The organism is Streptomyces sp. NPDC020731, assembly GCF_044334705.1.
GTDB lineage: Bacteria > Actinomycetota > Actinomycetes > Streptomycetales > Streptomycetaceae > Streptomyces.
In genome coordinates this window covers 129,517-156,029 of sequence record NZ_JBIRTN010000023.1, presented here as the reverse complement: position 1 = coordinate 156,029, position 26,513 = coordinate 129,517, and the positions used below count along the sequence as shown (strand labels likewise).

Here is a 26,513-nt window from a genome sequence, read left to right as displayed (position 1 = left end):
CAGCGGCAGCGGATCACTGCTGGTCACCAGCTCCCGCAGCGGATGCCGGGCCAGCACCGCCTCCACCTCCGGCGTCAACGCCGCCGCCAACCGGGTGGCGCAGGGCAGGGAGTCGTCCCGCAGGGTCTCGGCCGCGGCGAGGACCACGGCCTGTCCGTCCTCCCGCGGAACCCCGGAGGCCGCGCGCTCGTGAAGGTCGGCGCCCTCCTCCAGCACCAGTCCGGTGTCGATGCCCGCCGGGACCTTGATGCCGGCGGTCCTGCGCCAGGTGGCCACGGGATCGCCCCAGGCCTCGACGTGGTAGGTCCACCGGCCCGGGCTGTTCGCGACGACCTCCGCGCCCCACCGGTCGCTGCCCGGCGCCAGCTCCCGCATCGGGGTGAACGGCCCCGGACGTCCCCCGGGGTCCCTCAGCACCACGTCGGCGGCGACCGCGTCGTGACCTTCCCGGAAGAGCGTGGCCGTGACCTCGAACGTCTCGCCCACGACGGCCTTGGCCGGCCGCCTGCCGCAGTCGACGGACGGCCGGACGTCCCGTACCGGGACACGGCCGATGGTCCGGGTCGTCTTCATGGGTCTGTGCACCTCCGCCGTGCTCGACGCCCGGGCGGGCGCCCGGGCGTGGGACCAAACAGCGGCGGGAAGGTCACTGCCTTCCCGCCGGAGAGCGCCGCTCGATGACCGGGGGACCCCGTCGGACGGCGGTCGCCGGACGGGGCGTGTCGTTCTGTTCCTGCAGATAGGTGACGGGGGTGGTGCGCAGATACCGTTCGGCGGCGTTCGCCGCCTCCCGCGCACAGCGCTTGCCCATCAGCACACAGAGGGTGTAGCCGGCGTCCTCGAAGGTGGCCCGTACCGTGTGATCGGTCGGAGCCGCCAGCATCACGCGTTCCCAGGCCCGGTAGCGACGCAATTGCCGGGCAACTTCGGCTTTGGCGGGTAGCAGCATGGCGCCGTGCACCTTTCCGGGGCTCGATTCGAGGCGCGTTGTCCCGGCGGTCGGGGCGGCAGCCGTGCGCACAGACGCACGGACCCGTAACGGCGATCGAGGTCTTCACACATGGTGCACGGGTGATGACGCAACGTCTTGTTGGCTTTTCAATGACTCGAGACGGCCCGCCGCGGCCCTCTTCCGTCCGCATGCCGCCCCACGCGTCACGGTCGTGCGCTCGTGTTGCACGAACGGCCCAACCCCCTCACGCTGAAGGTGACTCAGAAGCGACACCCGCTCACGTTCCGTGTCCGGGGGCTCGCCCCGCGGGGGCGAGGAGGGACGAGAGCTTCGCGTGAGGAGCCAACGACCATGAAGACCGCAGTGCCCTGCTACTACCACCTCGACGTGGAAGTCAGCCCCGAGAGGGTGGGACAGGTCAGTCGCATACTGGCCGCTCACCTCCGGTTCTGGGACCTGGAGAACCTGATGGAGCCCGTCTGCGGCGGCGCCGAGATGCTGCTGCGGGCCATCGACGAGCACGCCACCGACAAGAACACGTCGATCGAGATGTGGTGGAACGGCCAGCACCTCATCACCGCCATCGGGGACAACAACCGCGCCCTGCGCCCCGACCAGGAGCTGCGCGGCTGTCTCGAGCACATCGCGGCGAGCAGCGACGGCTGGGGCTGCTGCGCCACCGAGAACGGCAGCAAGGTCATCTGGTTCTCACAGCGCGCCCGCGCCGGCGAACGCGTCCCGCTGGTGCCGACCGCGCCCGACCCGCGCGAGAGCGAGGGCCTGGACCTGCCCCGCGAGGTGAGCGTCGCCCTGCTCACCGGCCGGGTGCGAACGCCGGGCGGCCTCCTGGAGGAGGTCCGGTGACCCGGCGACAGAACCGGAAAGGGGCGCCCGCCTGGAGCGGGCGCCCCTACCCGCTGGGTGCGGTCCACGACGGCGAGGGCACCAACTTCGCGCTCTTCAGCGAGGTCGCCGAACGCGTCGAACTGGTCCTGGTCGACGACGACGGCCGGCACAGCACCGTACGGCTCACCGAGGTCGACGGCTTCGTCTGGCACGGCTACCTCCCCGGCGTCGGCCCCGGACAGCGCTACGGCTACCGGGTGCACGGCCCCTGGGCCCCGGCGGCCGGCGACCGCTGCAACCCGGCGAAACTGCTCCTCGACCCCTATGCCACCGCGGTGGACGGCCAGATCGACAACCACCCCTCGCTGTACGAGCGCGACCCGCACGGCCCCGACCCCGCCGACAGCGCCGGACACACCATGCTCGGCGTGGTGACCGACCCGGCATTCGACTGGGGCGACGACACCCGGCCCTGCCGCCCCTACTCCGACACCGTGATCTACGAGGCCCACGTCAAGGGCCTCACCCGTACCCACCCCGACGTCCCCGCGGAACTCCGGGGTACCTACGCGGGACTGGCGCACCCCGCGGTGGTCGGGCACCTCACCTCGCTGGGCGTCACCGCCGTGGAACTGATGCCGGTCCACCAGTTCGTCCAGGACGGTGTGCTGCAGGGCCGCGGCCTGGCCAACTACTGGGGCTACAACACCATCGGATTCTTCGCCCCGCACAACGCCTACGCCGCCCACGGCACCCGCGGGCAACAGGTCACCGAGTTCAAGGAGATGGTGAGGACCCTGCACGCGGCCGGGCTCGAGGTGATCCTGGACGTCGTCTACAACCACACCGCCGAGGGCAACGAGAAGGGCCCCACGCTCTCCTTCCGGGGCATCGACAACTCCTCGTACTACCGCCTGGTGGACGGCGACTGGCGCCACTACTACGACACCACCGGCACCGGCAACAGTCTGCTGATGCGCCACCCCTACGTCCTCCAGCTGATCATGGACTCGCTGCGGTACTGGGTCACCGAGATGCGTGTCGACGGCTTCCGCTTCGACCTCGCGGCCACGCTCGCCCGGCAGTTCCACGAGGTCGACCGGCTGTCGGCGTTCTTCGACCTCATCCAGCAGGACCCCGTGATCAGCCGCGTCAAACTGATCGCCGAGCCCTGGGACGTGGGCGAGGGCGGCTACCAGGTGGGCAACTTCCCGCCGCTGTGGTCGGAGTGGAACGGCCTGTACCGGGACGCCGTACGGGACTTCTGGCGCGGCGAGGAGCACACCCTCGGCGAGTTCGCCTCCCGGCTGACCGGCTCCTCCGACCTGTACGCGCACCACAGGCGCCGCCCCCGCGCCAGCGTCAACTTCGTCACCGCGCACGACGGCTTCACCCTGCGCGACCTCGTCTCGTACAACGACAAGCACAACGAGGCCAACGGCGAGGGCAACCGGGACGGCGAGAGCACCAACCGGTCCTGGAACTGCGGCGCGGAGGGCGCCACCCGCGACCCGGCCGTGCTCGAACTGCGCGCCCGCCAACAGCGCAACTTCCTCGCCACCCTGCTGCTCTCCCAGGGCATCCCGATGCTCTCCCACGGCGACGAACTGGGCCGCACCCAGCGCGGCAACAACAACGCCTACTGCCAGGACAACGAGATCGGCTGGATCGACTGGCGGCTCACCGGTGAACAGCGCGACCTGCTGGACTTCACCCGGACGCTCATCTCGCTGCGCCTCGCCCACCCCGTGCTGCGCCGCCGCCGCTTCTTCCGCGGCGAGACCGTGCGCCACGCCGGCCAGCCGCTGCCCGACCTGGTGTGGCTGCTGCCCGACGCGCGGGAGATGACCGACGACGACTGGCAGCGCTCCGACGCCCACTCGGTCGGGGTGTTCCTCAACGGCGACGCCATCGCCGAACCCGGCCCGCGCGGCCGGCGCCTGGTCGACGACTCCTTCCTGCTGCTGCTCAACAGCCACTGGGAGCCCGTCGGCTTCCGTCTGCCGGGCGCCTCCTACGGTGAGCGCTGGACGGCCCTGATCGACACCGCCGACCCCGAGAGCACCCCCGACGAGGCGGAGCACAAGGCGGCCACCACCCTCACCGTGGGCTCCCGGAGCCTGGTCCTGCTGTCCCGCCCGTCCTGTACGGCGCCCTGACCGGCGGGACGCATCCGGCGGTGTCAGCGCCCGCGGCGTGACGTCACCGTGAACTGGGCGCCCTCGTTGTCGCGGAGCACGGCCTCGTCGACGCCCAGGGACAGGACGCTGCCGCCGTGCCGCTCGGCGGCGCGGGCGCAGGCGGCCACGTCCTTCACGGCGAAGTGGACCTGCCAGTGCGGCCGGATCGCCGGGTCGGGAGCCGACTCCGCCGCCCCCGACTCGATCCGCGCCACCACGTCCCCCTCGCTGCGCAACACCACTTCCTCGCCCTCGTACCGCACCTCGACGCAGCCCGGTTTGTCGGACGCCCAGTCGAAGACCCCGCCGTAGAAGATCGCGGCGTCGAAGGCGTCACGGGTGTGCAGCCGGACGAACGCGAGCTGTGCGCGGCGCCAGGTGGGCCAGTCGGTGAACAGCTCGCCCTCCCAGACCCCGAACGTCGCCCCGTCCCGGTCGGCCAGCAACGCCGCGCGCCCGGGCGGCAGGGAGATCGGGCCGACCGCCAAGGTGCCGCCGCGCTCCTGCACCCGCGCCGCGGCCTCGTCGGCGCTGCGCACCGCGAAGTACGGCGTCCACGCCACCGCCATCTGCCACATGCCGGCGACATCGGCGATCCCGGCCACCGGCAGGCCCTCGGACAGGGCGATACGGAACCGGTCGCCGAGGCGCACCGGACGCCACTCCCAGCCCAGCACGGCTCCGTAGAACTCCTCGGTCGTCCTCATGTCGCGGCTGGTCAGACTCACCCAGCAGGGTGCCCCGAACACGGAGTGCGTCGAGAAGACGTCCGTCGCGCCGGCGGGGGAGGGCATGTCGTGGTTCATGGCAGTCGCGTCCTGATCTCGTCGGCCTGGCAGCCACCCGGATGGCACCAGTGTCCGCCGGGTACCCTTCCGGGCGCCTGCCGAGTACCCCGGCGGCGGCACCGAAACGGTGACCCCTCCGCCCCGGGCCACCCCGGTGGCGCAGGGCGGCCGCAGTGGCGACGATGGAGGGGTCGGACACTGGGTGAAGGCACTCAAGCACTGTGCGAAGGCGCCACGAGAGCGGCACACCGGACCCGGAGGTGACCATGCCCACGGACGGGGGCGCGGACCGCATCCTCCAGTTGGAGGAAGAGGTACAGCAGCTGAAGGACGCGGTCGTCTCGCACGCGGTGGTGGACCAGGCGATCGGCATGGTCGTGGCGCTCGGGCGGGTCTCGCCCGACCAGGGCTGGACCGTGCTGAGGGAGGTCTCCCAGCGCACGAACATCAAGCTCCGCAACGTGGCCGACCTGATCCTCGTCTGGGGACGCACCGGGCTTCTGCCGACGGAGGTGCGGTCGGTGCTGGAGGAGGTCCTGGACCGGCTCGGTCCCACCCGGATCCCGGGCGCGCCGCCGGAGGACTGACGCGCCCCGCGGAGCCCGTCCCGCTCAGCCGGCCTCGGCGAGCAGTTCCTCGCGCAGATGGGCGAAACAGCTGCTGAGCAGCCGGGAGACGTGCATCTGCGAGATGCCGAGCTGCTCGGCGATGCCGCTCTGCGTCATCCCCCGGAAGAACCTCAGATAGAGGATGAGCCGCTCGCGTTCCGGCAGGGCCTCCAGACAGGGTCGTACCGCCACCCGGTCGACGACGGTGTCGTAGGCCGGGTCCGGGCTGCCGATCGCGTCGCCCAGGGCGTAACCGTCGGTGCCCGGCATCTCCGCCTCCAGCGACAGCGCGGAGAAGCACTCCAGGGCCTCCATCCCGGTGCGCACCTCGCTCTCGGTCAGCCGGGTGTACGCGGCGATCTCGGCGATCGTGGGCGCCCGGCCCGGAGTGGTCTGCGCCAGCTCCTTCGCCGCGTGCCGCACACGGTTGCGCAGGTCCTGGACCCGTCGCGGTACGTGCAGCGTCCACATGTGGTCGCGGAAGTGGCGCTTGATCTCGCCGGTGACGGTCGGCACGGCGTACGCCTCGAAGGCGGTGCCGCGCGCCGGGTCGTAGTGGTCCACGGCCTTGACCAGACCGAGGGCCGCCACCTGGTACAGATCCTCCAGGGCCTCACCGCGGCCCCGGAACCGGACGGCGATGCGCTCGGCCATCGGCAGCCAGGCCGTGACCAGTGCGTCGCGCAGCATCCTGCGTTCGGGCCCTTCGGGCAGCCGGACCAGGCGTGCGAAGTCCCCCGCCGTGTCGGGGGCGTCGTCGTGGGAGTGCTGCTTCCTGGGACTGACGGTACGCATCACGCGCACCTCCCTGAGCGGGGTGCCGGATGGACAGAACCCGTGGGGAGCGGCGGCTCGGACCACGGCAGGCCCGCGGCCGGCGGAGCGGTTCCCACGGACGTGCCTCCTGTCCGAAGCACTGAGAATCCCCTTCCCCGTGGTCCGCCGTTCCAAAACGTTTCCCGGAATTCGGCGGGGAAATCACCGGAGAGCGCACGGTGTGGAATCAAGTGAATTCATGACGTGAAATTCCCGCGACGGAGCGGGCGGCTCCGGGCCGGCCCGCCCCGCCCTCGTGGACCGCCCGGACGGCGCGCCGGTGATCACGGCACCGGACGTGATGTGCGGCACGCCCTCACCGGCCGTCGGCCGACCGGCCGGGGGATTCCTCCAGCGCAGCGCTTGATCACCGATCAGATCGGGCGAACCGCCTGACCAGAGCGCATTCTGCTCATTTGACAGTGCGCCGAGGCCACAGATAGGAAGCAGCGGACAGAAGTCGAGAGGTGCACTGTGTACGAGCCGAACGTGGTCGGGGACTGGCAGGAGTACGACGAGCATGCCGGTCTGCGGGTCCGCGTCCACCGTCTGGAATCCGGCGAACCGCCGCGGGGACGGGACGACGCCGCCGAGGGGCTGACGTACTTCAGTGTCCGCGTGACCGTCGAGAATCGCGGAGACCGGCCTTTCTGCATTCACGTCGAGGACGGCCAGATCGACGTACGGACCGGACCGGACGGTGAGAGCGCGTTCATCGACTGGCGCAACTCGCAGTTCGTCGAGGGCTTCGACGTCCACCCGCTGCGCCGCGCCACCGCCGTCCTCTACGCGGCCGGTCCCGAGGCGGCCCTGAGCCAGGTCGACGTCCAGGTCCAGTTGCGCGTCGACGAGGAGTGGGCCGGGCGCCGGCTGTGGGCGGGCGGCATCGGCGTGCACGAGGGGTCCGCGGGGGCGCCCGCGGGCGCGTGCCGGGACAGTCTCGCCCAGCAGGTGAGCGTCTTCCTGCGGGAACAGGCGGAGGAAGGCACCGCCTGAGCGTCGCGTCAGTGCGGGATGCCGTCGATGATCTCGCGGGCGCCCTGACGCAGCAGGGCCACGGCGACCGAGGTGCCGAGCGTGGCCGGGTCGAGCCGCCCCGCCCACTCGTGCGCGTTCAGCCGGGTCTTGCCGTCCGGGGTGAAGACACACGCCCGCAGGGACAGTTCGCCGCCGCGGTCCACCCGGGCGTAGCCGGCGATCGGGCTGTTGCAGTGCCCCTGCAGCACATGCAGGAACATGCGTTCGGCGGTGGCCTCGCGATGGGTGTCCGGGTGGCCGAGGGCGCCGACCGCGTCGATCAGGCCGGCGTCGCCCTCACGGCACTGCAGCGCGAGGACGCCCGCGCCGATGGGCGGCATCATGGCCTCGGGGGAGAGCACCTCGCTGATCACGTCGGCGCGGCCGATCCGCTCCAGGCCGGAGACCGCCAGCAGCAGGGCGTCCGCCTCCCCGGCGGCGAGCTTCGCCAGCCGCCGGTTGGCGTTGCCGCGGAACGGCACGCACGTCAGATGCGGGTGGGTGGCCGCCAGTTGGGCGACCCGGCGCACCGAGGAGGTGCCGATCCGGGTGCCGGGCGCGAGTTCGTCCAGGGTGAGGCCGTCCGGGTGCACGAGGGCGTCGCGGACGTCGTCCCGCTTCAGGAACGCGGCGAACACCGTGCCCGCCGGGAGCGGCCGGTCGGCGGGCACGTCCTTGACGCAGTGCACGGCGACGTCCGCCTCACCGGCGAGCAGCGCGGCGTCCACCTCCTTGGTGAACGCGCCCTTGCCCTCCACCTTCGACAGATCGCCGAGCCACTTGTCCCCGGTCGTCCTCACCGGTACGACCTCGGTGCGCACACCGGGACGGGCGGCGGCCAACTCGGCCCGGACGCGCTCCACCTGGGCGAGCGCCATGGGCGAGTCGCGGGAGACGATGCGGATCAGTTCGGGGACGGACATGCCGCCACGATAGACCCTCGGGGGGTCCCGCCCGTGCCGGGACGCCGAACGGCGCCCCGGCGTCAACGAGCCGTGTACGGTCAGGCGTTCGGGTCGAACGGGATGCCGGAGGGCTTGGCCGCGGCGAGGTGGGAGGCGAAGCTGCCGTCCTTCAGCCCGAAGTGCGCGCTGCCGAAGTCGTACGCGCTGAGCTTGTCGCGCAGTCCCGCCGGGTAGCCGTTCCAGCCGACCAGTGCCGGGTACTGCCAGCTGCCCCTGTGGTTCTCCGGCGGCTCGTCGCCCGAGCTCGCCGGGCGGAAGCAGTGGGTGCCGATGCCGTCCTTGTGGTACACGACCTTGGGATGGGTGCCGTCGAAGCGGACCGCCGGGCGCGCGTGGATCGTGAAGGACCCGTGGTTGGACGTCGAGACGTACTGCACGGTGTCGTTCTGCACCCAGACCACGACGTGTTCCCAGTCGTGGCGGTGCCCCCCGAGGCTGGTGCCCGGCAGGGCCTGGTCCTTCTCGAAGTACAGGCCGTAGACGACGGCGCACCAGCCGTTGTTGCACGTGGAGCGGGAGTAGCCGTTGGTGTTGCCCAGGTCCGAGGCGTCGCGGCAGTTGCCGTTGAGGGCGCCGGTCGGGTTGAGGCCGGTGTTGACGGAGCCGTCCGGGCCGATCGCCGCTGTCGGGTAGCAGCCGTCGGTGTCGTAGTCGTAGGCGGGCTGGAACGTCCGCTCCAGGGCGTCCGCGCCGGCCGGCAGGGCGGGAGGGGGTGCGGCGAAGGCGGTGGCGGGAAAGGCGATGACGAGCGCGGCCGCGCCGGCCAGGCCGGTCAGCCATCTCCTGCGGTGCGTTCGGAACGTGCTCGACGGCACAGCGTGCTCCTCGTGGTCCGGGCGCAGCCAACGGCTGTGGGGGGATGGGGAGTTCAGCATCCCGGCTGGACGTATACATGCCAAGAGGGTGCAGGTGTACCGCTGGTGAAGGACGGTCGACACTCGCGGTGCCGGGCTCCGGATCGCACCGCGTCGTCCGGAATGTCGGCCGCCGCCTCCTCGGGCGCGAGGTCCGGCCCGGACGCGGCGCCCTCCCGGGTGCGACGGCGGGCCTCGCCGGCCGGTCGGCGCCGGGCCGGAGGGGCACGCCGGTGACCGCGGCCCGCGGGCGGGCCCGGCAGGCTCCGCGCGTGCGGTCCCGCCCCGGGCGGTTGATTGAGTTACGCAATGAGATGGTAAAGTGCGGTGCATGTCCACACCCGACGTCCCCGCCCCTCCGGAAGTGGCCGAGATCGAGCGCGCGCTCCACCGCCTCACCTACCTGAGCACGCGCGCACGTCAGCACGAGCGGCTGATGGCCCTGGCGGGTGTGCCGCTGGACCGGGCCGCCGTCGCGCTGCTGCGGCAGATGGCGGACACCGAGCCGATGCGGCCGGGGGAGCTGGCCGCCCGGCTGGGCGTGGAGGCCTCGCACGTCACCCGCACGGTGCAGCAGCTGCGGAGGTCCGGCCATGTCACCCGGGTCCCGGACCCCGACGACCGCCGCGCCCAGCGCATCGAGCTCACCGACAGCGGCCGGGAGGCCATCGCCCGGATCCGGGAGACCGGGGCCCGCGGCATGCGGGCGGCCCTGGCCCACTGGTCGCCCGACGACCTGCGGCAGCTCGCCACCCTCTTCCACCGCATGGTCGACGACTTCCTCGCCTATGCCGCCGAGGAGCCGGAACCGGCCCGCAGCGCCTGACGGCGGCGCCGGGGCGGCGGGCTCCGGGGCCGGTGCCCCACCGTACTTACCGTCGGGTAATATCGCGCGGCAGGTCATCAGAGGAGGAACCGTGTCCCGGTCCGAACGCTCGCCCCTGCTGCTCGCCGGCCTGCTGGCCGCCGCGGGCACCGCCCTCCCCCATAGCCTTAAAGGCATGGGCGGCGCCCCCATCGCCGTCCCCCGCCAGTTCGACCACACCGTGCCGCGCTCCCTGCCCGGCTCGCCCCGGACCTGGACCTATGCCAGCGGCGCCGTCGAACTCGCGCCGGCCGCCGGTCTGGCGTCGCCCCGCACCCGCAGGACCGCCGCACTGGCCGCGGCGGCCTTCTTCGCCGGCGTGTTCCCCGCCAACGTGAAGACGGCCGTCGACTGGCGGCACCGCCCCGCCCCGCAGAAGGCCGCGGCCCTCGGCCGGCTGCCCCTGCAGGTGCCGCTGGTGCTGTGGGCGCGCGGCGTCGCCAAGGGCGCGGAGGGCCGGTCGTGAGCGGGCGGGTGGAGAAGGGCGACACGGCCCCGGACTTCGCGCTCCCGGACGAGACCGGCACCGTCCGCCGGCTCTCGGAGCTGCTCACCGAGGGGCCGGTGGTGCTGTTCTTCTACCCGGCCGCGCTGAGCCCCGGCTGCACCGCGCAGGCCTGCCACTTCCGTGACCTCGCCGCCGAGTTCGCCGCGGTGGGCGCGCGGCCGGTGGGCATCAGCTCGGACGCCGTCGAACGGCAGGCGGAGTTCGCCGGACGGCACTCCCTCGGCATGCCCCTGCTGTCCGACGCCGACGGCACGGTCCGTGAGCGGTTCGGTGTGAAGCGGGGGATCGCCCTGGCGCCGACGAAACGGGCCACCTTCGTCATAGGCCAGGACCGCACCGTCCTGGAGGTCGTGCGCAGCGAACTGCGGATGAACACCCACGCGGACCGGGCACTCGCCGCGCTCCGCGCGTAGGACGCCCCGAGCGGACCGTCGCGGTGGGTGCGGGCCCGTGACGGGCTGGTCCTGGACGAATGGATGACGCCTCCGCCGCGATGGCCGTCGATGCCCGCGGCATCGTGACGGGGTGGAGCGAGGGCGCCCGGCGGCTGACCGGACACCCGGCCGAGGAGGCCGTGGGACGGGCCGTACGGGCGCTGCTCGCCGAGGACGCGCCGTCCGGCACCGTGCCCCTTCCCCCGGGTCCGGTCATGCCACGTCACCGCGACGGCTGCCCCGTACCGGCCCCGGCACCCGGTCAGAACTCCTCGTGCACCTCCGGATCCCCGCCGATCCGCCGGTGGGCGCGGTCGGCGATCGTCCGCATCTGGGCGGCGTCCAGTTCGAAGCCGAAGACGTCCAGGTCGGCGCGCTGCCGCCCCGGATCGGACGACTTGGGGACGGGGAGCGCCCCCAGCTGGACGTGCCAGCGCAGCACCGCCTGGGCCGGGGTGACCCCGTGCGCCTCGGCGACGGCGCCCACGGCCAGGTCGTCCAGGAGCGTCGAGCCACGGCCCAGCGGACTCCAGCTCTCGGTCAGCACGCCCTTGTCGGCGTGGTACGCGCGCAGTTCCTCCTGCGGGAAGAACGGGTGCAGCTCGACCTGGTTGACCGAGGGCAGCACCCCGGTCTCCTTCTCCAGCCGCTCGATGTGGGCGGGCGTGAAGTTGGAGACGCCGATCGACCGGACCAGCCCGTCCTCCCGCAGCTTGACCATGGCCTTCCAGGAGTCGACGTACCTGTCGACGCGGGGGAGCGGCCAGTGGATCAGGTAGAGGTCGACGTACTCCAGGCCGAGCCGGGCGCGGGACTCCTCGAAGGAGGCGAGGGTCTCCTCGTAGCCGTGGTGCCGGCCCGGGAGCTTCGTCGTCACGACGACCTCCTCGCGCGGGACGCCGGCCCGGGCCACGGCGCGGCCGACACCGGTCTCGTTGCGGTAGTTGGCCGCCGTGTCGACGAGGCGGTAGCCCGTCCGAAGGGCCTCGGCCACCGCCCGCTCCGCCTCGCCGTCGTCCATCGGCCAGGTGCCCAGGCCCAGGGCGGGGATCGTGGTGCCGTCGTTGAGGGTGTGGCTCGGGATGCTGCTCACCAGGGTGCCTTCCCGTTGACAGTGTCGTACTCCCAGCGTCGGGGACGAGGGGGTCGGTGATCAACCGGACGGGTAGGGAGACCGGTGGGGACGACCGACGGAGAGGGGAACACATGACGACGCACACGGACGGCACGGGGGAGGACACGGCGGTGGAGGTGCGTCCGGCCGCCGGGCACATCGGGGCCGAGATCACCGGAGTCGACCTCGCCGGTGACCTCGACGACGCCGTGATCGCGGGCATCTGGGCGGCGGTGCTCCGCTGGAAGGTGGTGTTCTTCCGCGGCCAGCGCCTCGACCACGCCGGACATGTGGCGCTGGCCCGCCGGTTCGGCGAACCGGTCGTGCTGCCCCGGCGCGGGAAGGCCTCCCCGCCGGACTTCCCCGAGATCGAGACCACCGCCGACCGGCTGGAGCTCGGCGGACGCTTCGGCATGGAGCACGACGAGTGGCTGCGGCGCCGCCGCCACACCCTGCTGCGCGGCTGGCACTGCGACCACGGCGCCCGCGTCGACCCGCCGGCCGCGACGATCCTGCGCGCCGAGACCGTCCCGCCCTACGGCGGCGACACCACCTGGTCGAACCTGGCCGCGGCGTACGCCGGACTGTCCGCCCCGGTGCGGGAGTTCGCCGACCGGCTGCGCGCCGAGCACCGGCTGGGGGTCGGCTACCAGCCCCGGCCCGGTGACGACGCCTACCTGCGCCGTCTGCTGGACCACCAGACCGCCTCGGAACACCCCTTGGTGCGCGTCCACCCGGAGACCGGGGAGCGGGTGCTGTTCGTCAACGGCTACTACGTCGAGCAGATCACCGGCCTGTCCCGCCCCGAGAGCGCGGCCGTCCTGGAGATGCTCCTCGAGCAGGCCACCCGGCCCGAGTACACCGTGCGGTTCCGCTGGGAGCCGGGCAGCGTGGCGTTCTGGGACAACCGGGCCACCATCCACCTGGCCCCGGGCGACACGGCCCACCTCGACCATCCGCGGATCATGCACCGGGTGATGCTCGCCGGTGACGTCCCGGTCGGCGTGGACGGCCGGCCCTCGCGGCCGGTCACCGGTACCGCGCCCGGCCGCTGGTAGCTCACTCGAGCGGGATGGTCACCTCGTCCTCGACCGGCGGGGCGACCTCCTGCGCACGGTGGCCGGTGGCCGCGTGACAGCGCAGCCGGATCGCCTCCGGGCTCACGTCCAGCCGCAGGAAGCACTTGAAGAACGGCGGACTGTAGGTGGCCGAACCCGGTGAGAACAGCGACGTGTAGGCCTTGCGCACGGGCAGCCGCAGCCGCCTGCCCCGGTCGGGCCGGCGGCCGGTGCCGAGCAGCCCGGCGACCAGCCGCATCCGGCGGGTGACCCGCGGCGGCGCGCCCGGGGCCCGGGTGGGCCCGATGCCGAGGCGTTCGGCGATCACGGCCATCGCCTCGGCGTCGGTGAGGGTGAAGAAGCGGCGCAGCCGCAGCCGGCGCCCGTAGAGCGCGCTGTAGAAGGCGAGGGAGTCGCCACGCAGCGGATAGCAGCGGAAGTCCCGCTCGGTGACACCGGCGACGTCCACCCGGGGGATGGTGTGGGTGGCGTGCGTGAAGGCACCGCCGCCGCCCGCCACCACGTACTGCAGGGTGCGCCCGTCGTCCAGCCGTACCGGGTAGCGCTGGTAGTTGTGGATGTCGCCGCCTATCGCGGCCACGTAGTGGTGACCGGGGTCGCGGACGATGTCGTCGACGGTGCCGCCGCCCTCGATCGGGCACGGGTGGTGCTTGCCGTCCACGTACAGGGGCGAGCCCGTGACGAGGATCTTCGGGCGCGGGCCGCGGGAGACCTCGCGCAGCCACGCGCCCTGTTCGGCGTCGACGGTGCCCAGCAGTCCCGTGTCGATGCCGACGATCCGCACCGGTCCGGCGTCGATCGCCCAGTACGGCCCCGGCTGCACCGCCTGCTGGGCGGGCGCGGACCGCAGCTCCCGTGCCTCGTCCAGGCGCCCGCCGTCCCCGGCACGCGGCCGGTGCCACAGCAGGGAACGCAGCCGGGCCCGGCTGAGCGGGCGCGGCGCGGGCCCCGGAGGCAGCGGCGGGGCGTCGTCGCAGAAGACGCGCATGAAGCCGCCCAGGTCCTCGTACCAGTCGTGGTTGCCCGGTATCGCGTAGATCGGCGCCCGGTAGTCCCGGTACGGGCGGAAGAACTTGGTGCCGTAGTCGTCGGCGCTGCCCACCGGGTAGATCACATCACTGGCGAGCACGGCGAACGAGGTGTCCTGCCCCTCCTTCAGCAGCCCGGGCACCACCGCGTACTGGGGCTCGTCGCCCTCTCCGGTGTCGCCGATCACCAGGAACGAGAACCGGTCCGGATCGTCGCGCCGGATCACCTTGTCGGCGGGCGCGCCGGCCGCCTCCCGCTGGGCCACCCAGCGGGCGCGGGTGTCTCCCGTGGGATCACCGAACCAGGAGGCCAGCACCCCGTTGCGGGCGGCCCACAGCATTCTCGGATCGAGCCAGGAGATCTTCTCGACCTTGTGCGGCATCAGCCGCCGGTACGCACCGCGTTCGGCGCTGCCCCAGCCGGCGCCTTCGGCGGTATCACGTGAGGATTCGGACACCGGTGCACCGTAACAACGGTGCGGCGGACGGCCGGAGAGCGGGGTGCCGGTGAATCCCCTTCGTACGGAACCGAGTTGGCAACAGCGGTCAGAAGGTACGCGCCAACAGGTCGAGCAGCGCCGCCCAGTGACGTTCGTCCGCCTCCTTGTCGTACGCGGCCGTGTCGGACTGGGTGTAGCCGTGCGGGGCCCCGGTGTACACCTCGCAGCGGTGCCGGACACCGGCCCGCGTCAGCGCCCGCTCCAGCCGCTCGATCTGCTCCTCGGGCAGCGAGTGGTCCTGGTCGGCGTGGCCGAAGTACACCTCGGCGGTGATCCGGCCGGCCATCAGGTGCGGACTGTCCGGCGCGTCCGTCGCCAGCCGGCCGCCGTGGAACCCGGCCGCGGCGGCCACCCGGTCCGGGTAGGTGCCGGCGGTGCGCAGGGACAGGGCTGCGCCCATGCAGTAGCCGGTCACCGCGACCGGGCCGTCGGCCGCCGCCGGGCACTCGGCGAGCCACCGCAGATACGCTCCCGCGTCACACGCCGCCCGCTCGGGCGTGAGCTGCCGCACCACCGGCATGAGGCGCCGCAGCAGCCGGCCCCGCGACGCGTCGTCGATGAACTCGGGCAGCTCGGCCACCGGCGCGGGCCCGCTCCGGTAGAGCACATTGGGCACCAGGACGGTGTAGCCGGCCTCCGCCAGCCGGTCGGCCATGGTCCGCAGCCGCGGACGCACACCGAAGGCGTCCATGTAGAGCAGCACCCCGGGGCGGGGTCCCCCGTCGACGGGATGCGTCAGATACGCGTCCGCGGTGCCGTCCCCGGTGGGGATGCCGACGGTCGTTCCCTGTACGGCGGTCATGGCTGTGCTGCCTCTCGAAGGGTGGGGTCACGCCCATCGTGACACGCCGGCCGCGTGGTGGACGGCGCGGCGCCCTCACTCGAACCGGGTGACGTCGCCGGCGCCCCGGCGCACGATCTCCGCCTCGCCGCCCGAGAAGTCGATCACCGTGGTCGGCTCGGTGCCGCAGTCGCCGGAGTCGAGCACCGCGTCCACCTGGTGATCGAGCAGGTCCTTGATCTCCCAGCCCTGGGTCATCGGCTCGTCCTCGCCGGGCAGCAGCAGGGTGCTGGACAGCAGGGGCTCACCGAGTTCCGCCAGCAGGGCCTGGGTGACGACATGGTCCGGGATGCGTACGCCGACCGTCTTCTTCTTGGGGTGCAGCAGCATCCGCGGCACCTCCTTCGTCGCGGGCAGGATGAACGTGTAGCTGCCCGGAGTCGACGCCTTCACCGCGCGGAACACGTCGTTGTCGATCCGTACGAACTGGCCGAGCTGCGCGAAGTCCCGGCACATCAGGGTGAAGTGGTGCCGGTCGTCCAGCTTGCGGATCGTGCGGATCCGGTCGATGCCGGCACGGCTGCCCAGACGGCAGCCGAGTGCGTAGCAGGAGTCCGTGGGGTACGCGAGAAGGGCGTCGGAGCGGATGCTGTCGGCGACCTGCGCAATGGTGCGCGGCTGGGGGTTGTCGGGGTGCACGTCAAAGTACTTCGCCATTCACCGAGCTTATGCCGCCCGCACGCGAGGACCGCACACGCCGTCCCGGGGGCGGGGTGCGCCGATGCGCCGGGACGAGCCGCGCGCACGGGTGGGGTAACGTCCCCGGCCTGGGCCGGGGACGACGAGCGGACGAGGGGAAGGCCGAGGTGACAGGCCGTGGGAACGGAATCCGGCGGACGCCGGCGACGGCCGGGGAGCATCCGGCGTGGGCGCGGGAACTGCTCGAACATCTGCGTCCGGCCGGGCGGGACGTCCGCCGGGTCGTCGACTGGCTGGCCGCCACCGCGCACGCGGAGGTGTCCCTCCAGGACGCCGCCGGCACGCTGCTCGCCGGGACCCGGCTGCCGCTGGACGAGTCCCTCGTCGCCGACCTCGGCTCCGGCCGGATCGCCTCCGCCGCCTGGGAGGGGGAGGGGCGCCAGGTACGCCTGGTGAGGATCGGGCATCCCTCGGGGACCTGTGTGCTGGCCGTCTCCCGCGAGGCCCCCTTCGACCGGCACACCTCCGACGTCGTCACGCACACCGCCCAGGTGGTCGAACTCCTGCTGACCGCACACGAGACCGCCGTCGCCGGACACCGGCTGCGGCGGGCCACCGCCGATCTGCGCCTCGCGATCCTGCAGCTGCTGATGGTCGAGGACACCGTCGCCGCCCGCCGGGTCGCCGCCGGGTTCTGGCCCGGCCTGCTCGACGCCGACACGGCCTGCGTCTACGTCGTGGAGTCCGATCCCGCCCTGCGCGACCGGCTCGCCGCGGAGTGCCTGGACACCACGAGGGAGGAGGCGCTGGTCGTGCGCTGCCCGGCGATGGACGGGCACGTGATCGTCGTCAGTCCCCGCGAGGCCACCGCCGGCGAGCTGCGGTCGCTGGTCGAACGGCACCCGGACACCTTCCTCGGCGGCAGTGTGTGGCAGAGCCTCGCCCGTACCGCCACCGCGTACGGGCAGGCCGTCAGCGCCCTGGCGGTGGCGCGCTTCCGCGCCGACAAGACGGCCGTGTACGCCGAACGCACCCACCCGGAGCGGCTGATGGACCCCGCCGCGCTGCGCGGCTGGGCGGCCGGGGTGCTGCGTCCGCTCGACGCGCTGCCGCACCACACCCGCGCCGAACTCCTCGCCACCACCCGCCTCGGCCTGGAGTTCACCGCCGTCAACAGCGCCAAGATCCTCGGCGTCAGCCGCAACACCGTACGGGCCCGCATGGAACGCGTCGAGACCATGCTCGGCGTGGACTTCGACGACGTCACCGCCCGCGCCGTGGTCCACCTGGCACTCCACACCCAGATCAACCTCCTGGACGGACAGGCGGGCAGCGGCCCCGCGGCGCACTCCCCGGGCCTCGCCGACCTGCTGGCCGGCCCCGCCGTCGGCGGCTGGGCACGGGAGCTGCTGGGGCGGCTGGACCGGGACACCCGGAACGTGCGCCGCACCCTGTGCACCTGGATCGCCGCCGGGGGCAACGCCGAGCGGACCGCGCAGAGCCTGGGCGTGCACGCCCAGACCGTGCGCGAGCACGTGCGCAGCGCCGAACCGGTTCTGGAACGCCAGTTGCTGGCCACCGGGGCCGACCTGTACGAGGTCGTGCTGGCCCATCTGGCGGCGGGTGACCTGGAACAGCCGGTGCTCGCGGGTGGATGAACCAGGCTTTTCGGACTCGACTGTGCACGGATGAGCCCTCCGGCGGCCGCAGCGGGCATCGGTGCGGTACACAGGCCCGCCCCGCTGCGCATAGTTTCGGCACACGGCGGGGGCACGACCGGAACGGGGGACCGGTCGCGCCCCCGCCCCTTCGTCGTTGTGTGTCTTCGGCGGGGACGGGTACCCGACCGCCGCTGTGGAGGCCCGCGCCCCGGCGCTGTCGACCGGGGCGGGCGGGCCCGTAACGAGCACCGCGACGAGGAGGCCCGGATGACCAGCGAGACGGAGACCGGCGGCGTCACCGGCACGCAGGACAAGGACTACAACCTGATCTGGTACGTCGAGGCGTGCCTGAGCAACGCACTGCGCCTGGAGAGCTACGTCCAGGACGCCGAACGCGCCAAGGACACCGAGGTCGCCGACCTGTTCCGCAAGGCCCAGGCGGACAGCCGCAAGGGCGCGGAACTCGGCAAGGGGCTGCTGCGCGCACGCCTGAACGGCGGCTGAACGCGCCGCTTCGCGAGACCCGGCCACCGCGCGGACCACGGCGGCCGGGCCCGTGCCGTCCAGGGTCACCGCCTCCTCACCCGGCCTGGCGTAACCGACCGCTCCCCGAGTCGCCGACCGTGGTGATGCGCGGCAGCATGGCCCTCGTACGGACGCCATCGGCGGGACGTCGAGCAGCACAAGGAGCCCACGATCATGACGGACGTTTCGAGCCGGGGCCCCGCTCCGGGCGACGACCGCAAGGTACTCACCAACCGGCAGGGCCATCCGGTCCACGACAACCAGAACCAGCGCACCGTCGGCTCCCGCGGCCCGGCCACGCTGGAGAACTACCAGTTCCTGGAGAAGATCAGCCACTTCGACCGGGAACGCATCCCCGAGCGCGTGGTGCACGCCCGCGGCGTCACCGCCTACGGCTACTTCGAGGCGTACGGGAAGTGGGGCGACGAGCCGGTCTCCCGCTATACCCGCGCCAAGCTCTTCCAGGAGCAGGGCAAGCGCACCGACCTGGCCGTCCGTTTCTCCACCGTGATCGGCGGCCGGGACTCCGCCGAGACCGCCCGCGACCCCCGCGGCTTCGCGGTGAAGTTCTACACCGAGGACGGCAACTGGGACCTCGTCGGCAACAACCTGGGCGTCTTCTTCATCCGGGACGCCATCAAGTTCCCCGACGTCATCCACGCCCTCAAGCCCGACCCGGTCACCTTCGAGCAGCAGCCGCGCCGCATCTTCGACTTCATGTCGCAGACGCCGGAGTGCATGCACATGCTGGTCAACCTGTTCAGCCCGCGCGGCATCCCGGCGGACTACCGCCACATGCAGGGCTTCGGCGTGAACACCTACAAGTGGGTCGACGCCGAGGGCGGGACCAAGCTGGTCAAGTACCACTGGATGCCCAAGCAGGGCGTGCGCAGCATGACCGCCGAGGACGCGGCGAACGTCCAGGCCGACGGCCTCGGCCACGCCACCAAGGACCTGTACGAGGCGGTGGAGCGCGGCGAGTACCCCGAGTGGGAACTGCTGGTCCAGATGATGGACGACCACGACCACCCGGAGCTGGACTTCGACCCGCTGGACGACACCAAGGTCTGGCCCGAGCAGGACTTCCCGCCCAAGCCGGTGGGCCGCATGGTGCTCGACCGGATGCCGGAGAACTTCTTCGCCGAGAACGAGCAGATCTCCTTCGGCACCGGCGTCCTCGTCGACGGCCTGGACTTCTCCGACGACAAGATGCTCGTCGGCCGGACCTTCTCCTACAGCGACACCCAGCGTCACCGGGTCGGCCCGAACTACCTCCAGCTGCCGGTCAACCGGGCCAAGCACGCGGACGTGCGCACCAACCAGCGCGACGGGCAGATGACGTACCACCAGGACGGCGCCGGTGAGAACCCGAGCGTGAACTACGAGCCGTCGATCACCGGCGGTCTGCGCGAGGGCCAGTACCCGACGCACGACGAGCAGGGCCCGGAGGTCCGCGGCCGGCTCACCCGCGCGCGCATCGAGCGCACCAACGACTACCTGCAGGCGGGCCAGCGCTATCTGCTCATGGAGGAGTGGGAGCGCGACGACCTGGTGAAGAACTTCACCGACCTGATCTCCCAGTGCGACCGGCCGGTCCAGGAGCGCATGGTGTGGCACTTCCTGCTGGTCGAGACCGACCTCGGCCGCAGGGTCGGCGAGGGCCTCGGCATCATGCCGGAGGACGTCGCCCACCTGGAGCCCCTGGCGAGCCAGGACCTCACCGACGAGGACCGCAAGCGGCTGGCGAGCCTCGGCGACAACCCACCGCGTGACGTGGAGGGACTCACCATGACCCACTGCGTCCCCGACGAACGGCACGTGGTGACCCGCTAGGAGCGGTCCGCGGACCGCGCCACCGCGAGCGCCTGCCCGGCGTAACCGCGTCCGAACAGCACGGCGTGCACCAGCAGCGGAAACAGCTGGTGCACGCCGACGCGCGTCCGCCACCCGGTGGCGAGCGGCGCCACCTCCTGGTAGCCGTCCAGCACCGCGTCCAGCCGGGGACAGCCGAACAGGGCGAGCATCGCGAGGTCGGTCTCCCGGTGCCCGCCGTGGGCGGCCGGGTCGATCAGCCGGACGTGTCCGTCGGCGCCCCAGAGCACATTGCCGTTCCACAGGTCGCCGTGCAGCCGCGCGGGCGGCTCGGCGGGCCCGGTGAGCTCCGGCAGCCGTTCACAGACCCGCTCGACGACGCCCGCCTCACCGGCGGTGACGATGCCGTCGTCGACCGCCCGGCGCAGATACGGCAGGACCCGGTGCTCGGCGTACCAGCCGGGCCAGTCGTCGCCGGTGATGTTGCGCATCGGGGCGAGCCCGATGAACGCCTCCACCGGGCCGCCGGGCGGCGGCGCCCCGAAGGCCGGCGCGCCGGCGGCGTGCAGCGCGGCCAGCTCCCGGCCGAAGCGCAGCGCCGCCCCCCGCCCGGGTGGGCCCTGCACCACCCGGTCGACGACCAGCCGGTGCGCGTCGTGACCGTGCACCACCGGTATCCGCACCGTCCCGGTCCCGGCCAGCCAGCGCAGCCCCGCCGCCTCGGCGCGCGCGGCCTCCGCTCCGTCGGCGCTCTTGACGACCACCACCCGGCCGTCGTCGAGGACGACCTCGGCGAGTGAGCCGGACAGCGCACGCACACCGGTCACCGACCGCCCGGTGAACCGGGCCGCCACGGCTTCCGGTCCGTCACCGTTCCGGGCGGTCGAACCGGGAGGGAAGCTCATGGGCGGACTCCTCACGTACAGGTGCGCGGGCGGGCGGTCGTGCCCAGGGTATGAGTTCCCCGCACGCCCGCGTTCGCCGTCGGCCGGTCACGCGGGACGGTGAAATCCCGGACGCCGCCGATCGAAGGGAACCGCGCCGGGGGAGCACTCGGAGCATGACGAGTTCATCGTTCCAGCGCACCCTCACCCTGCCCGCCACACTGTGCGAGCAGGCCGCACAGCATCTGGAGCAGGCCGCCCGGCGGACCGTCGACGGCGCCGGAATCCCGCTGAAGGCGTTCCGCGCGGCCGCCGACAGCGACTACACCCTCCCGGTGTCCGTGGTGGAACAGGCGGCGGGCTGCCTGCTGGTCCTGGCCACGGAGACCGCCCAGACCGTACGGCCCTCGGCCCTGCGCACCGTCATCGGCGTCGCCCTGTGCCTGCGCGACGCCGTCCAGGCCGTCCACCGGCCCGCGCTCACCACCCGCTTCTGGTGAGGGCGCGCCGAATGGTCCCCGCCCGGCGGGGAACCCGGCGCACCTCCACCACCCACACCTCCAGGAGAAGGCATGAGTCTGTTGCGCGTCCTCGGCCGGCCGATGCTGGCGTCGATGTTCGTCGCGGGCGGGCTGGATTCCGTCCGCAACCCCCAGAACGTCGCCCCGGTCGCCGAGTCCGTCGTCAAGCCCGTCACCGATCGCGTCGCGGTGCTGCCGGACCGCACCGAGGACGCCGTGCGCCTCAGCGGCGCCGTCCAGGTCGTGGGCGGACTGCTGCTGGCCACCGGACGCCTGTCGCGCCCGGCCGCGCTCGCCCTCGCCGCCACACTCGTGCCCACGACGCTGGCCGCCCACCGTTTCTGGGAGGAGGAGGACCCCGGTCAGCGCATGCAGCAGCGCATCCACTTCCTGAAGAACCTGTCCATGCTCGGCGGTCTGCTGATCGCCGCCGACGACACCGGCGCGGCCCCCTCGCTGCTCTGGCGGAGCTGGCACGCCGCCCACGACCTGCGCCGCGACGCCCACCTCGTCCGCCGGTCCGTCCGCGCCGGGGCCGGCCCCGGCGCGGCGGCCGGCCGGATCCGGGCCAAGCTGTCCTGCTGACCCGCCGGACCGCGTTAGCTCCCCGGGGGTGGGGGGACCCGTTGGCGGGTGGCACCCGGCCGGGTGCCACCACGAACCGGAGGTGAAGGACATGGGACACGGAGGCGACGTCATCGACGAACTGGTGACCGATCACCGGGAAGTCGAGGAACTCTTCGGCAAGATCGAGGAACTGCCGCCCGGCCACAAGGACCGCAAGGTGTACGCCGACCAGGTCACCATCGAGCTGGTCCGGCACTCGGTGGCCGAGGAGGCGTACCTCTACCCGGCCGTGCGGGAGCACGTGCGGAACGGGGACGCGCTGGCCGACCGTGAGCTCGAGGACCACGCCACGGCCGAGCGGATCATGAAGGACCTGGAGGGCTGTGACGCGGGCGACGCCGAGTTCGACCGGCTCATCGGCATGCTGATGGGCGAGATCCGTGAGCACGTCGCCGACGAGGAGCAGAACCTGTTCCCGATGCTGAGTGCCTCCTGCTCCCCGGAGCAGCTCGACCGGCTCGGTGACAAGGTCCGGCAGGCGAAGAAGACGGCCCCGACCCGGCCGCACCCGGCCGCCCCGGACAAGCCCCCGGCGAACAAGCTGCTGGCACCGGGCGCCGGGATGGTGGACCGGGTCCGGGACGCGCTGAGCGGACGCGGAAAGCTCGGCTGACACGGGGACGTACAAGGACATACGGGGCATGGGGAGGGGCCCGGCGTCGAAGCGCCGGGCCCCTCCCCATGCCCGCGCCCGCCCCGACCGCTGTGAGCAACCACACTTACGCCCCAAATCCCACATAAAACCGCCTGTTTGGCGCCCGCACCCCCTTGATCACCGGTCACTCGGAACCGACTCGGCCCTTCCTTCTGCCACGATGGTCCGCGCCCTGTCCGGGTGACGGGAGCCGCCGCGCAGCGCAGCCGGCGTTCCGCTTCCCGCGCCCCCCTCCGCCGAGTCCTCCGACTCGTCCTTCCGAGTGGCGCAACTGTGTCTTCCTCCCCCACCCCTGCCCAGCCCGAGTCCCGCTCGCCCTGGCGCTCCCTGCGGCACCGCAGCATGCGCTGGTGGTCCGTCGCGAACTTCGTGTCCAACGCCGGTACGTGGATGCAGCTCACGGTGCAGAACCTGCTGGTCCTCCAGATCACCGGGTCCGCCGCCGCCACGGGTCTGTCCATGTCCGTGCAGGCCGCCCCGGCCCTGCTCATGAGCGTCCTGGGCGGAGCGGCGGTCGACCGCTGGCCGCGGAAGCTGACGGCCGCCGTCAGCCAGGCGCTGCTGGCCGTGATCGCGTTCACCACGGCCCTCCTCGTGGCGCTGGACCGGCTCGACATGACGTCCCTGATGGTGCTGGCCGCCGTTACCGGCATGGTCGCCACCGTCGACAACCCGGCGTGCGCCCTGCTGGGCAACGACCTCGTCCCCGCCGAGGACGTGCCCTCCGCCATCGGGGTGGGCGCGCTGGTCTTCAACGCGGGCCGGCTCGCGGGCACCGCGCTCGCCGGGGTGACGGTCGGCTTCCTCGGCACCGCCGCCGCCTACTTCGCCAACGGGTTCTCCTTCCTGTTCGTGACCGCGGTCATCCCGTTCCTGCGCCCGGCGGCGGGGGCGGTCCGGCACGTCGTCGAGAAGGGCGGGCGCCCGCAGGCCGCCATGACCGTCCGCGAGGGGATCACCTTCTTCACCCGCCGGCCGCGACTGCTCGCACTCGCCGGGGTCACCGGCATCAGCGCGGTCTTCGGCCGCAACTACGGGCTCACGCTCGCCGTCCTGGTCACCGGGCCGCTCGCGGGCGGCGCCGGGGCGTTCGGCACGGTGTCCACCGTCCTCGCGGCCGGCGGCATCCTCGGCGCGGTGCTCGGCGCGCGGCTGCGCCGGCCGTCCGTGCGGCTGGTCGGCGCCCTCGCGGCGGCGGGCGCGCTGCTGCAGGTGGTGGCGGGGATGTCACCGTCGCTGGCCGTGCTGCTGGTACTGGTGCTGCCCATGGCCGTCGTCGAGTCCGTCTCCGACACCGCCGGAACGGCCGTCCTGCAGACCGACCCGCCCGCCCGTCTGCGCGGACGCGTGCTCGGCGTCTGGGGCAGCGTCGGCACCGTGTGGAGCCTGGGCGGCCCGCCCGCCCTGGGCCTCCTCATGGAACTCGCCGGCCCACGCGGCGCCCTGATCGCCGGCGGCCTCGTCATCGCCACGTCGATCGCGACAGGCCACCTCCTCCACACCCGCCGCACCCCGGCCCCGGCCGCCCTCCGCCGGCCCGCCCTGGAAACGGCCGCCTGAGCAGAACCGGCCCGTCCAGGGCCTGAGGACAGGGCCCGGCATCTCAGCCCGTCCGGCATTCGAGAACTTCGAGAACAAGGCCCGTCCAGGGCCGAAGGCGGGTCCGGGGCGCAGCCCCCGGGGACGGGAAGGGGCGGCGGGGGCGGAGAACCTCCCCGCACACCCCGCTCACCCGTCCGGCGCCCGAAGGGCGATCGCCGCCTCGGCCGCCCGCCGGGCCAGCAGAGTCGTGGACCGCCCGTCCAGATACGGCAGTACCACCGCCTGCCCGCCCCAGGAACGCAACACCTCCGCCTCCGGCAGCTCCTGCACGGAGTAGTCCCCACCCTTCACCCACACATCGGGCCGCAACCGCCCCAGCACCACCTCGGGCGTGTCCTCCTCGAAGACCACCACCGCGTCCACACTGCCCAGCGCCGCCAGCACCCTCGCCCGGTCCGCCACAGGCGTCAGCGGCCGCCCCGCCCCCTTCCGGCGCATGACCGACGCATCGGAGTTCAGGCACACGATCAGACAGTCACCGACCCGCCGCGCACTCTCCAGCAGCCCGACATGCCCCGCGTGCACCAGATCGAAGCAGCCACCCGTGGCGACCACCGTCCCCCCGCGCGCCCGCACCCCCTCCGCCAGCTCGAACGCGCCGGCGGCCGGATCGTGCGCGGGACCGGGCACGGCCGGCGCGTGCCACAGGTCCGGATTCCCCGCCCCGCCCGCCGCGACGAACGCCGCCGCCTCGGCGACCGCCCGCTGCAGCGCCTCTTCCGGCAGCAGTCCGTCGGCCAGTGCCGCGACGGTCGTCGCCGCGAAGCAGTCGCCCGCGCCGCACGGATCCCCGTCCGCCCGGAACGGCGCCGGGATCAGCATCGGCGTACCCCCGCCCGGCCGGGTCAGCAGCACCCCCCGGTCCCCGAGCGTCACGGCGACGCCCGCCGCCCGCCAGCGCTCCGCCAGTCCCGCCCCGCGCTCGGCGAAGGCCCCCAGGGACGCCCCGGACATCCCCGGAGCTCCCGGCGTACCCGCGCACAGGGCGACCGCCTCCGCCGCGTTGGGCGTGACGAGCCGCGCCCCCGGCACCGGAGGGTCCCCCCTGGGATGCGGGTCCCACACCAGGGGCGTGTGCCGGGCCGCGTCCGCCAGCTGCGGACGCACGGCCCCCGCGGTGTGCCGTCCGTAGTCCGCGACGAGGACGGCGTGCGCGCCCGCGAGCGCCTCGCGCACCGCGTCGTCCGGCTCGCCCGGCGTCCCGCCGCCCCGGTCGATGCGCACCACGGGCCGCCCGCCAGCCAGCACCCGCGTCTTCACCGGCAGCGTGCCGTGCAGCGGCAGCTCGAGGAGCCGGACCCGGCCGCCGAGCTCCCGGCGTACGGCCTCGCTGGCCGGGTCGTCGCCGAGCGCGGTCACCAGCACCACGTCCCGGCCGCCGCGGGCCGCGAGCGCGGCGGCCAGCCCGGCCCCGCCCGGGTGCCGGCGGTCACCGGTGACGTCGACGACCGGGGCGGGCGCGTCCGGGGCCAGCCGGGTCGCGACCCCCTCGATGTCCTCGTCGAGCAGTGCGTCCCCCACCACCACCAGCGGCTTCGGACCGGTCATGACATCCTCCCGGGGACGGCCGCCGCACTGCGCGCGAGGGGCGCGGCCACGGCGGCGTCGAAACACTCGCAGAGCAGGTGCACGGCGACCAGATGCGTCTCCTGGACGGCCGCGGTGCTGTCCGCCGCCACGCACAGCGCCTCGTCCGCGGCCTCCGCCAGCGGGTTCGGGCCGGGCCCGGTGAGCGCCCAGACCCGCAGCCCGGCCCGCCGGGCCGCCACCGCCGCCGCGATCAGATTGGCGCTGCGCCCCGAGGTGGACAGCAGCATCAGCACGTCGCCGGGACGTCCGTGGGCGGTCACCTGGCGGGCGTAGACGTGGTCGAAGCCGTAGTCGTTGCCGATGGCGGTGACGCTGGAGGTCTCCGCGTGCAGGGCGATCGCCGAATAGGCGCGCCGCTCCCGGCGGTAGCGGCCGACCAGCTCGGCGGTCAGGTGCTGGGCCTGGGCGGCGCTGCCGCCGTTGCCGGCGGCCAGCAGCCGTCCGCCGTCGGTGAGGACGGTGGCGAGGCGTCCGCCCCAGTCGGTGATCCGGGGCAGGCCGCTTCGGCGGAAGCCGTCGAGGGCCTCCTGGAGCGACCGGCAGTGCAGCCGGGCGGCGTCGAGCGCGGGGTGTTCGGTCATGGTGCTTCGGGCGTGCCGCCT

The 26,513-nt window shown here is 73.1% G+C and carries 28 protein-coding genes and 1 pseudogene; 16 read left to right on the top strand and 13 right to left on the bottom strand.

All coding sequences use genetic code 11. The features are described from left to right. Positions 1-573, bottom strand: a 573-nt coding sequence (locus ACH4VX_RS30700; protein WP_398371948.1) for a maltotransferase domain-containing protein, incomplete at its 3' end; no start/stop codon positions are given. Between the two features lie 73 nt (positions 574-646). After that, positions 647-949 carry a DUF5133 domain-containing protein gene (locus ACH4VX_RS30695; RefSeq protein ID WP_398371947.1) on the bottom strand — a complete coding sequence of 101 codons (303 nt, stop codon included), beginning with the start codon at positions 947-949 and terminating at the stop codon, positions 647-649. A gap of 354 nt (positions 950-1,303) precedes the next feature. On the opposite strand from ACH4VX_RS30695, the gene ACH4VX_RS30690 reads away from it, so the two are divergent. After that, positions 1,304-1,816: a pep a2 gene (locus ACH4VX_RS30690; RefSeq protein WP_398371946.1), complete on the top strand. Its 513-nt coding sequence runs from the start codon at positions 1,304-1,306 to the stop codon at positions 1,814-1,816. After that, positions 1,813-3,957, top strand: coding sequence for a glycogen debranching protein GlgX (gene glgX / locus ACH4VX_RS30685; RefSeq protein ID WP_398371944.1), 2,145 nt, complete (start codon positions 1,813-1,815; stop codon positions 3,955-3,957). The genes ACH4VX_RS30690 and glgX overlap by 4 nt, the downstream gene beginning before the upstream one ends. 23 nt (positions 3,958-3,980) lie before the next feature. On the opposite strand, the gene ACH4VX_RS30680 is transcribed toward glgX, so the two are convergent. After that, entirely contained in the window at positions 3,981-4,784 is an 804-nt protein-coding gene (locus ACH4VX_RS30680) for a VOC family protein (RefSeq protein WP_398371942.1), read from the bottom strand. A gap of 248 nt (positions 4,785-5,032) precedes the next feature. Here ACH4VX_RS30680 and ACH4VX_RS30675 point away from each other — a divergent pair, with 248 nt between their 5' ends. Then, entirely contained in the window at positions 5,033-5,353 is a 321-nt protein-coding gene (locus ACH4VX_RS30675; protein ID WP_398371941.1) for an ANTAR domain-containing protein, read from the top strand. A 24-nt stretch (positions 5,354-5,377) separates the two neighbouring features. On the opposite strand, the gene ACH4VX_RS30670 is transcribed toward ACH4VX_RS30675, so the two are convergent. Then, on the bottom strand, positions 5,378-6,169 hold the full coding sequence (locus ACH4VX_RS30670) for an RNA polymerase sigma factor SigF (protein ID WP_398371940.1): 792 nt from the start codon (positions 6,167-6,169) through the stop codon (positions 5,378-5,380). Positions 6,170-6,664: 495 nt separating this feature from the next. Here ACH4VX_RS30670 and ACH4VX_RS30665 point away from each other — a divergent pair, with 495 nt between their 5' ends. Further along, positions 6,665-7,186 (top strand): hypothetical protein, encoded by a 522-nt coding sequence (locus ACH4VX_RS30665; RefSeq protein ID WP_398371939.1) that lies wholly within the window; start codon positions 6,665-6,667, stop codon positions 7,184-7,186. 8 nt (positions 7,187-7,194) lie between these two features. Here ACH4VX_RS30665 and hemC read toward each other — a convergent pair whose 3' ends face one another. Further along, the gene (gene hemC / locus ACH4VX_RS30660; RefSeq protein WP_398371938.1) at positions 7,195-8,130 is read right to left on the bottom strand and encodes a hydroxymethylbilane synthase; all 936 of its coding nucleotides are present in this window, start codon (positions 8,128-8,130) and stop codon (positions 7,195-7,197) included. Between the two features lie 80 nt (positions 8,131-8,210). Beyond that, positions 8,211-8,987, bottom strand: a complete 777-nt coding sequence (locus ACH4VX_RS30655) for an NPP1 family protein (protein WP_398371936.1) — start codon at positions 8,985-8,987, stop codon at positions 8,211-8,213. Positions 8,988-9,357: 370 nt separating this feature from the next. On the opposite strand from ACH4VX_RS30655, the gene ACH4VX_RS30650 reads away from it, so the two are divergent. From ACH4VX_RS30650 to ACH4VX_RS30635, 4 genes and pseudogenes are all read left to right on the top strand, one after another. Next, positions 9,358-9,852, top strand: coding sequence for a MarR family winged helix-turn-helix transcriptional regulator (locus tag ACH4VX_RS30650; protein ID WP_398371934.1), 495 nt, complete (start codon positions 9,358-9,360; stop codon positions 9,850-9,852). Positions 9,853-9,943: 91 nt separating this feature from the next. Next, the gene (locus ACH4VX_RS30645) at positions 9,944-10,357 is read left to right on the top strand and encodes a hypothetical protein (protein WP_398371932.1); all 414 of its coding nucleotides are present in this window, start codon (positions 9,944-9,946) and stop codon (positions 10,355-10,357) included. Then, positions 10,354-10,812, top strand: a complete 459-nt coding sequence (locus tag ACH4VX_RS30640) for a peroxiredoxin (RefSeq protein WP_398371930.1) — start codon at positions 10,354-10,356, stop codon at positions 10,810-10,812. Before ACH4VX_RS30645 ends, ACH4VX_RS30640 begins: the two co-directional genes overlap by 4 nt. Before the next feature lie 59 nt (positions 10,813-10,871). Beyond that, a pseudogene (locus ACH4VX_RS30635) lies at positions 10,872-11,003 on the top strand (PAS domain-containing protein); the annotation flags it as partial. 92 nt (positions 11,004-11,095) lie between these two features. Here the strand turns inward: ACH4VX_RS30635 and ACH4VX_RS30630 are convergent. Then, positions 11,096-11,926 carry an aldo/keto reductase gene (locus tag ACH4VX_RS30630; protein WP_398371928.1) on the bottom strand — a complete coding sequence of 277 codons (831 nt, stop codon included), beginning with the start codon at positions 11,924-11,926 and terminating at the stop codon, positions 11,096-11,098. A gap of 113 nt (positions 11,927-12,039) precedes the next feature. Between ACH4VX_RS30630 and ACH4VX_RS30625 the strand changes: the two genes are divergently transcribed. Then, on the top strand, positions 12,040-13,005 hold the full coding sequence (locus ACH4VX_RS30625) for a TauD/TfdA dioxygenase family protein (protein WP_398371927.1): 966 nt from the start codon (positions 12,040-12,042) through the stop codon (positions 13,003-13,005). 1 nt (position 13,006) lies between these two features. On the opposite strand, the gene ACH4VX_RS30620 is transcribed toward ACH4VX_RS30625, so the two are convergent. From ACH4VX_RS30620 to ACH4VX_RS30610, 3 genes are all read right to left on the bottom strand, one after another. Beyond that, the gene (locus ACH4VX_RS30620; protein ID WP_398371925.1) at positions 13,007-14,512 is read right to left on the bottom strand and encodes a metallophosphoesterase family protein; all 1,506 of its coding nucleotides are present in this window, start codon (positions 14,510-14,512) and stop codon (positions 13,007-13,009) included. Positions 14,513-14,600: 88 nt separating this feature from the next. Further along, positions 14,601-15,356 carry a dienelactone hydrolase family protein gene (locus ACH4VX_RS30615; protein ID WP_398371924.1) on the bottom strand — a complete coding sequence of 252 codons (756 nt, stop codon included), beginning with the start codon at positions 15,354-15,356 and terminating at the stop codon, positions 14,601-14,603. 75 nt (positions 15,357-15,431) lie between these two features. Further along, a complete protein-coding gene (locus tag ACH4VX_RS30610; RefSeq protein ID WP_398371923.1) occupies positions 15,432-16,052 on the bottom strand; it encodes an L-threonylcarbamoyladenylate synthase in 621 nt (206 codons plus the stop codon). A 149-nt stretch (positions 16,053-16,201) separates the two neighbouring features. On the opposite strand from ACH4VX_RS30610, the gene ACH4VX_RS30605 reads away from it, so the two are divergent. The 3 genes from ACH4VX_RS30605 (at position 16,202) to ACH4VX_RS30595 (ending at position 20,053) form a co-directional block, all read left to right on the top strand. After that, complete coding sequence (locus tag ACH4VX_RS30605; RefSeq protein ID WP_398371921.1) at positions 16,202-17,692, top strand: helix-turn-helix domain-containing protein; 1,491 nt, start codon at positions 16,202-16,204, stop codon at positions 17,690-17,692. 270 nt (positions 17,693-17,962) lie between these two features. Beyond that, a complete protein-coding gene (locus ACH4VX_RS30600) occupies positions 17,963-18,199 on the top strand; it encodes a hypothetical protein (protein WP_398371920.1) in 237 nt (78 codons plus the stop codon). Positions 18,200-18,394: 195 nt separating this feature from the next. Beyond that, entirely contained in the window at positions 18,395-20,053 is a 1,659-nt protein-coding gene (locus tag ACH4VX_RS30595; RefSeq protein ID WP_398371919.1) for a catalase, read from the top strand. On the opposite strand, the gene ACH4VX_RS30590 is transcribed toward ACH4VX_RS30595, so the two are convergent. Continuing rightward, positions 20,050-20,937 (bottom strand): fructosamine kinase family protein, encoded by an 888-nt coding sequence (locus tag ACH4VX_RS30590; RefSeq protein ID WP_398371917.1) that lies wholly within the window; start codon positions 20,935-20,937, stop codon positions 20,050-20,052. The genes ACH4VX_RS30595 and ACH4VX_RS30590 overlap by 4 nt on opposite strands. Before the next feature lie 155 nt (positions 20,938-21,092). Here ACH4VX_RS30590 and ACH4VX_RS30585 point away from each other — a divergent pair, with 155 nt between their 5' ends. From ACH4VX_RS30585 to ACH4VX_RS30570, 4 genes are all read left to right on the top strand, one after another. Next, positions 21,093-21,416, top strand: coding sequence for a hypothetical protein (locus ACH4VX_RS30585; protein WP_398371916.1), 324 nt, complete (start codon positions 21,093-21,095; stop codon positions 21,414-21,416). A gap of 72 nt (positions 21,417-21,488) precedes the next feature. Continuing rightward, complete coding sequence (locus tag ACH4VX_RS30580) at positions 21,489-22,022, top strand: DoxX family protein (RefSeq protein WP_398371915.1); 534 nt, start codon at positions 21,489-21,491, stop codon at positions 22,020-22,022. Between the two features lie 91 nt (positions 22,023-22,113). Beyond that, the gene (locus ACH4VX_RS30575; RefSeq protein ID WP_398371913.1) at positions 22,114-22,677 is read left to right on the top strand and encodes a hemerythrin domain-containing protein; all 564 of its coding nucleotides are present in this window, start codon (positions 22,114-22,116) and stop codon (positions 22,675-22,677) included. Between the two features lie 315 nt (positions 22,678-22,992). After that, positions 22,993-24,279 (top strand): MFS transporter, encoded by a 1,287-nt coding sequence (locus ACH4VX_RS30570; protein WP_398371912.1) that lies wholly within the window; start codon positions 22,993-22,995, stop codon positions 24,277-24,279. A 168-nt stretch (positions 24,280-24,447) separates the two neighbouring features. Here ACH4VX_RS30570 and rfaE2 read toward each other — a convergent pair whose 3' ends face one another. Together rfaE2 and ACH4VX_RS30560 are read right to left on the bottom strand one after the other, a co-directional pair. Then, complete coding sequence (rfaE2, locus tag ACH4VX_RS30565; protein ID WP_398371910.1) at positions 24,448-25,869, bottom strand: D-glycero-beta-D-manno-heptose 1-phosphate adenylyltransferase; 1,422 nt, start codon at positions 25,867-25,869, stop codon at positions 24,448-24,450. Continuing rightward, positions 25,866-26,492 (bottom strand): SIS domain-containing protein, encoded by a 627-nt coding sequence (locus tag ACH4VX_RS30560; protein ID WP_398371909.1) that lies wholly within the window; start codon positions 26,490-26,492, stop codon positions 25,866-25,868. The genes rfaE2 and ACH4VX_RS30560 overlap by 4 nt, the downstream gene beginning before the upstream one ends. Positions 26,493-26,513: the final 21 nt, after the last annotated feature.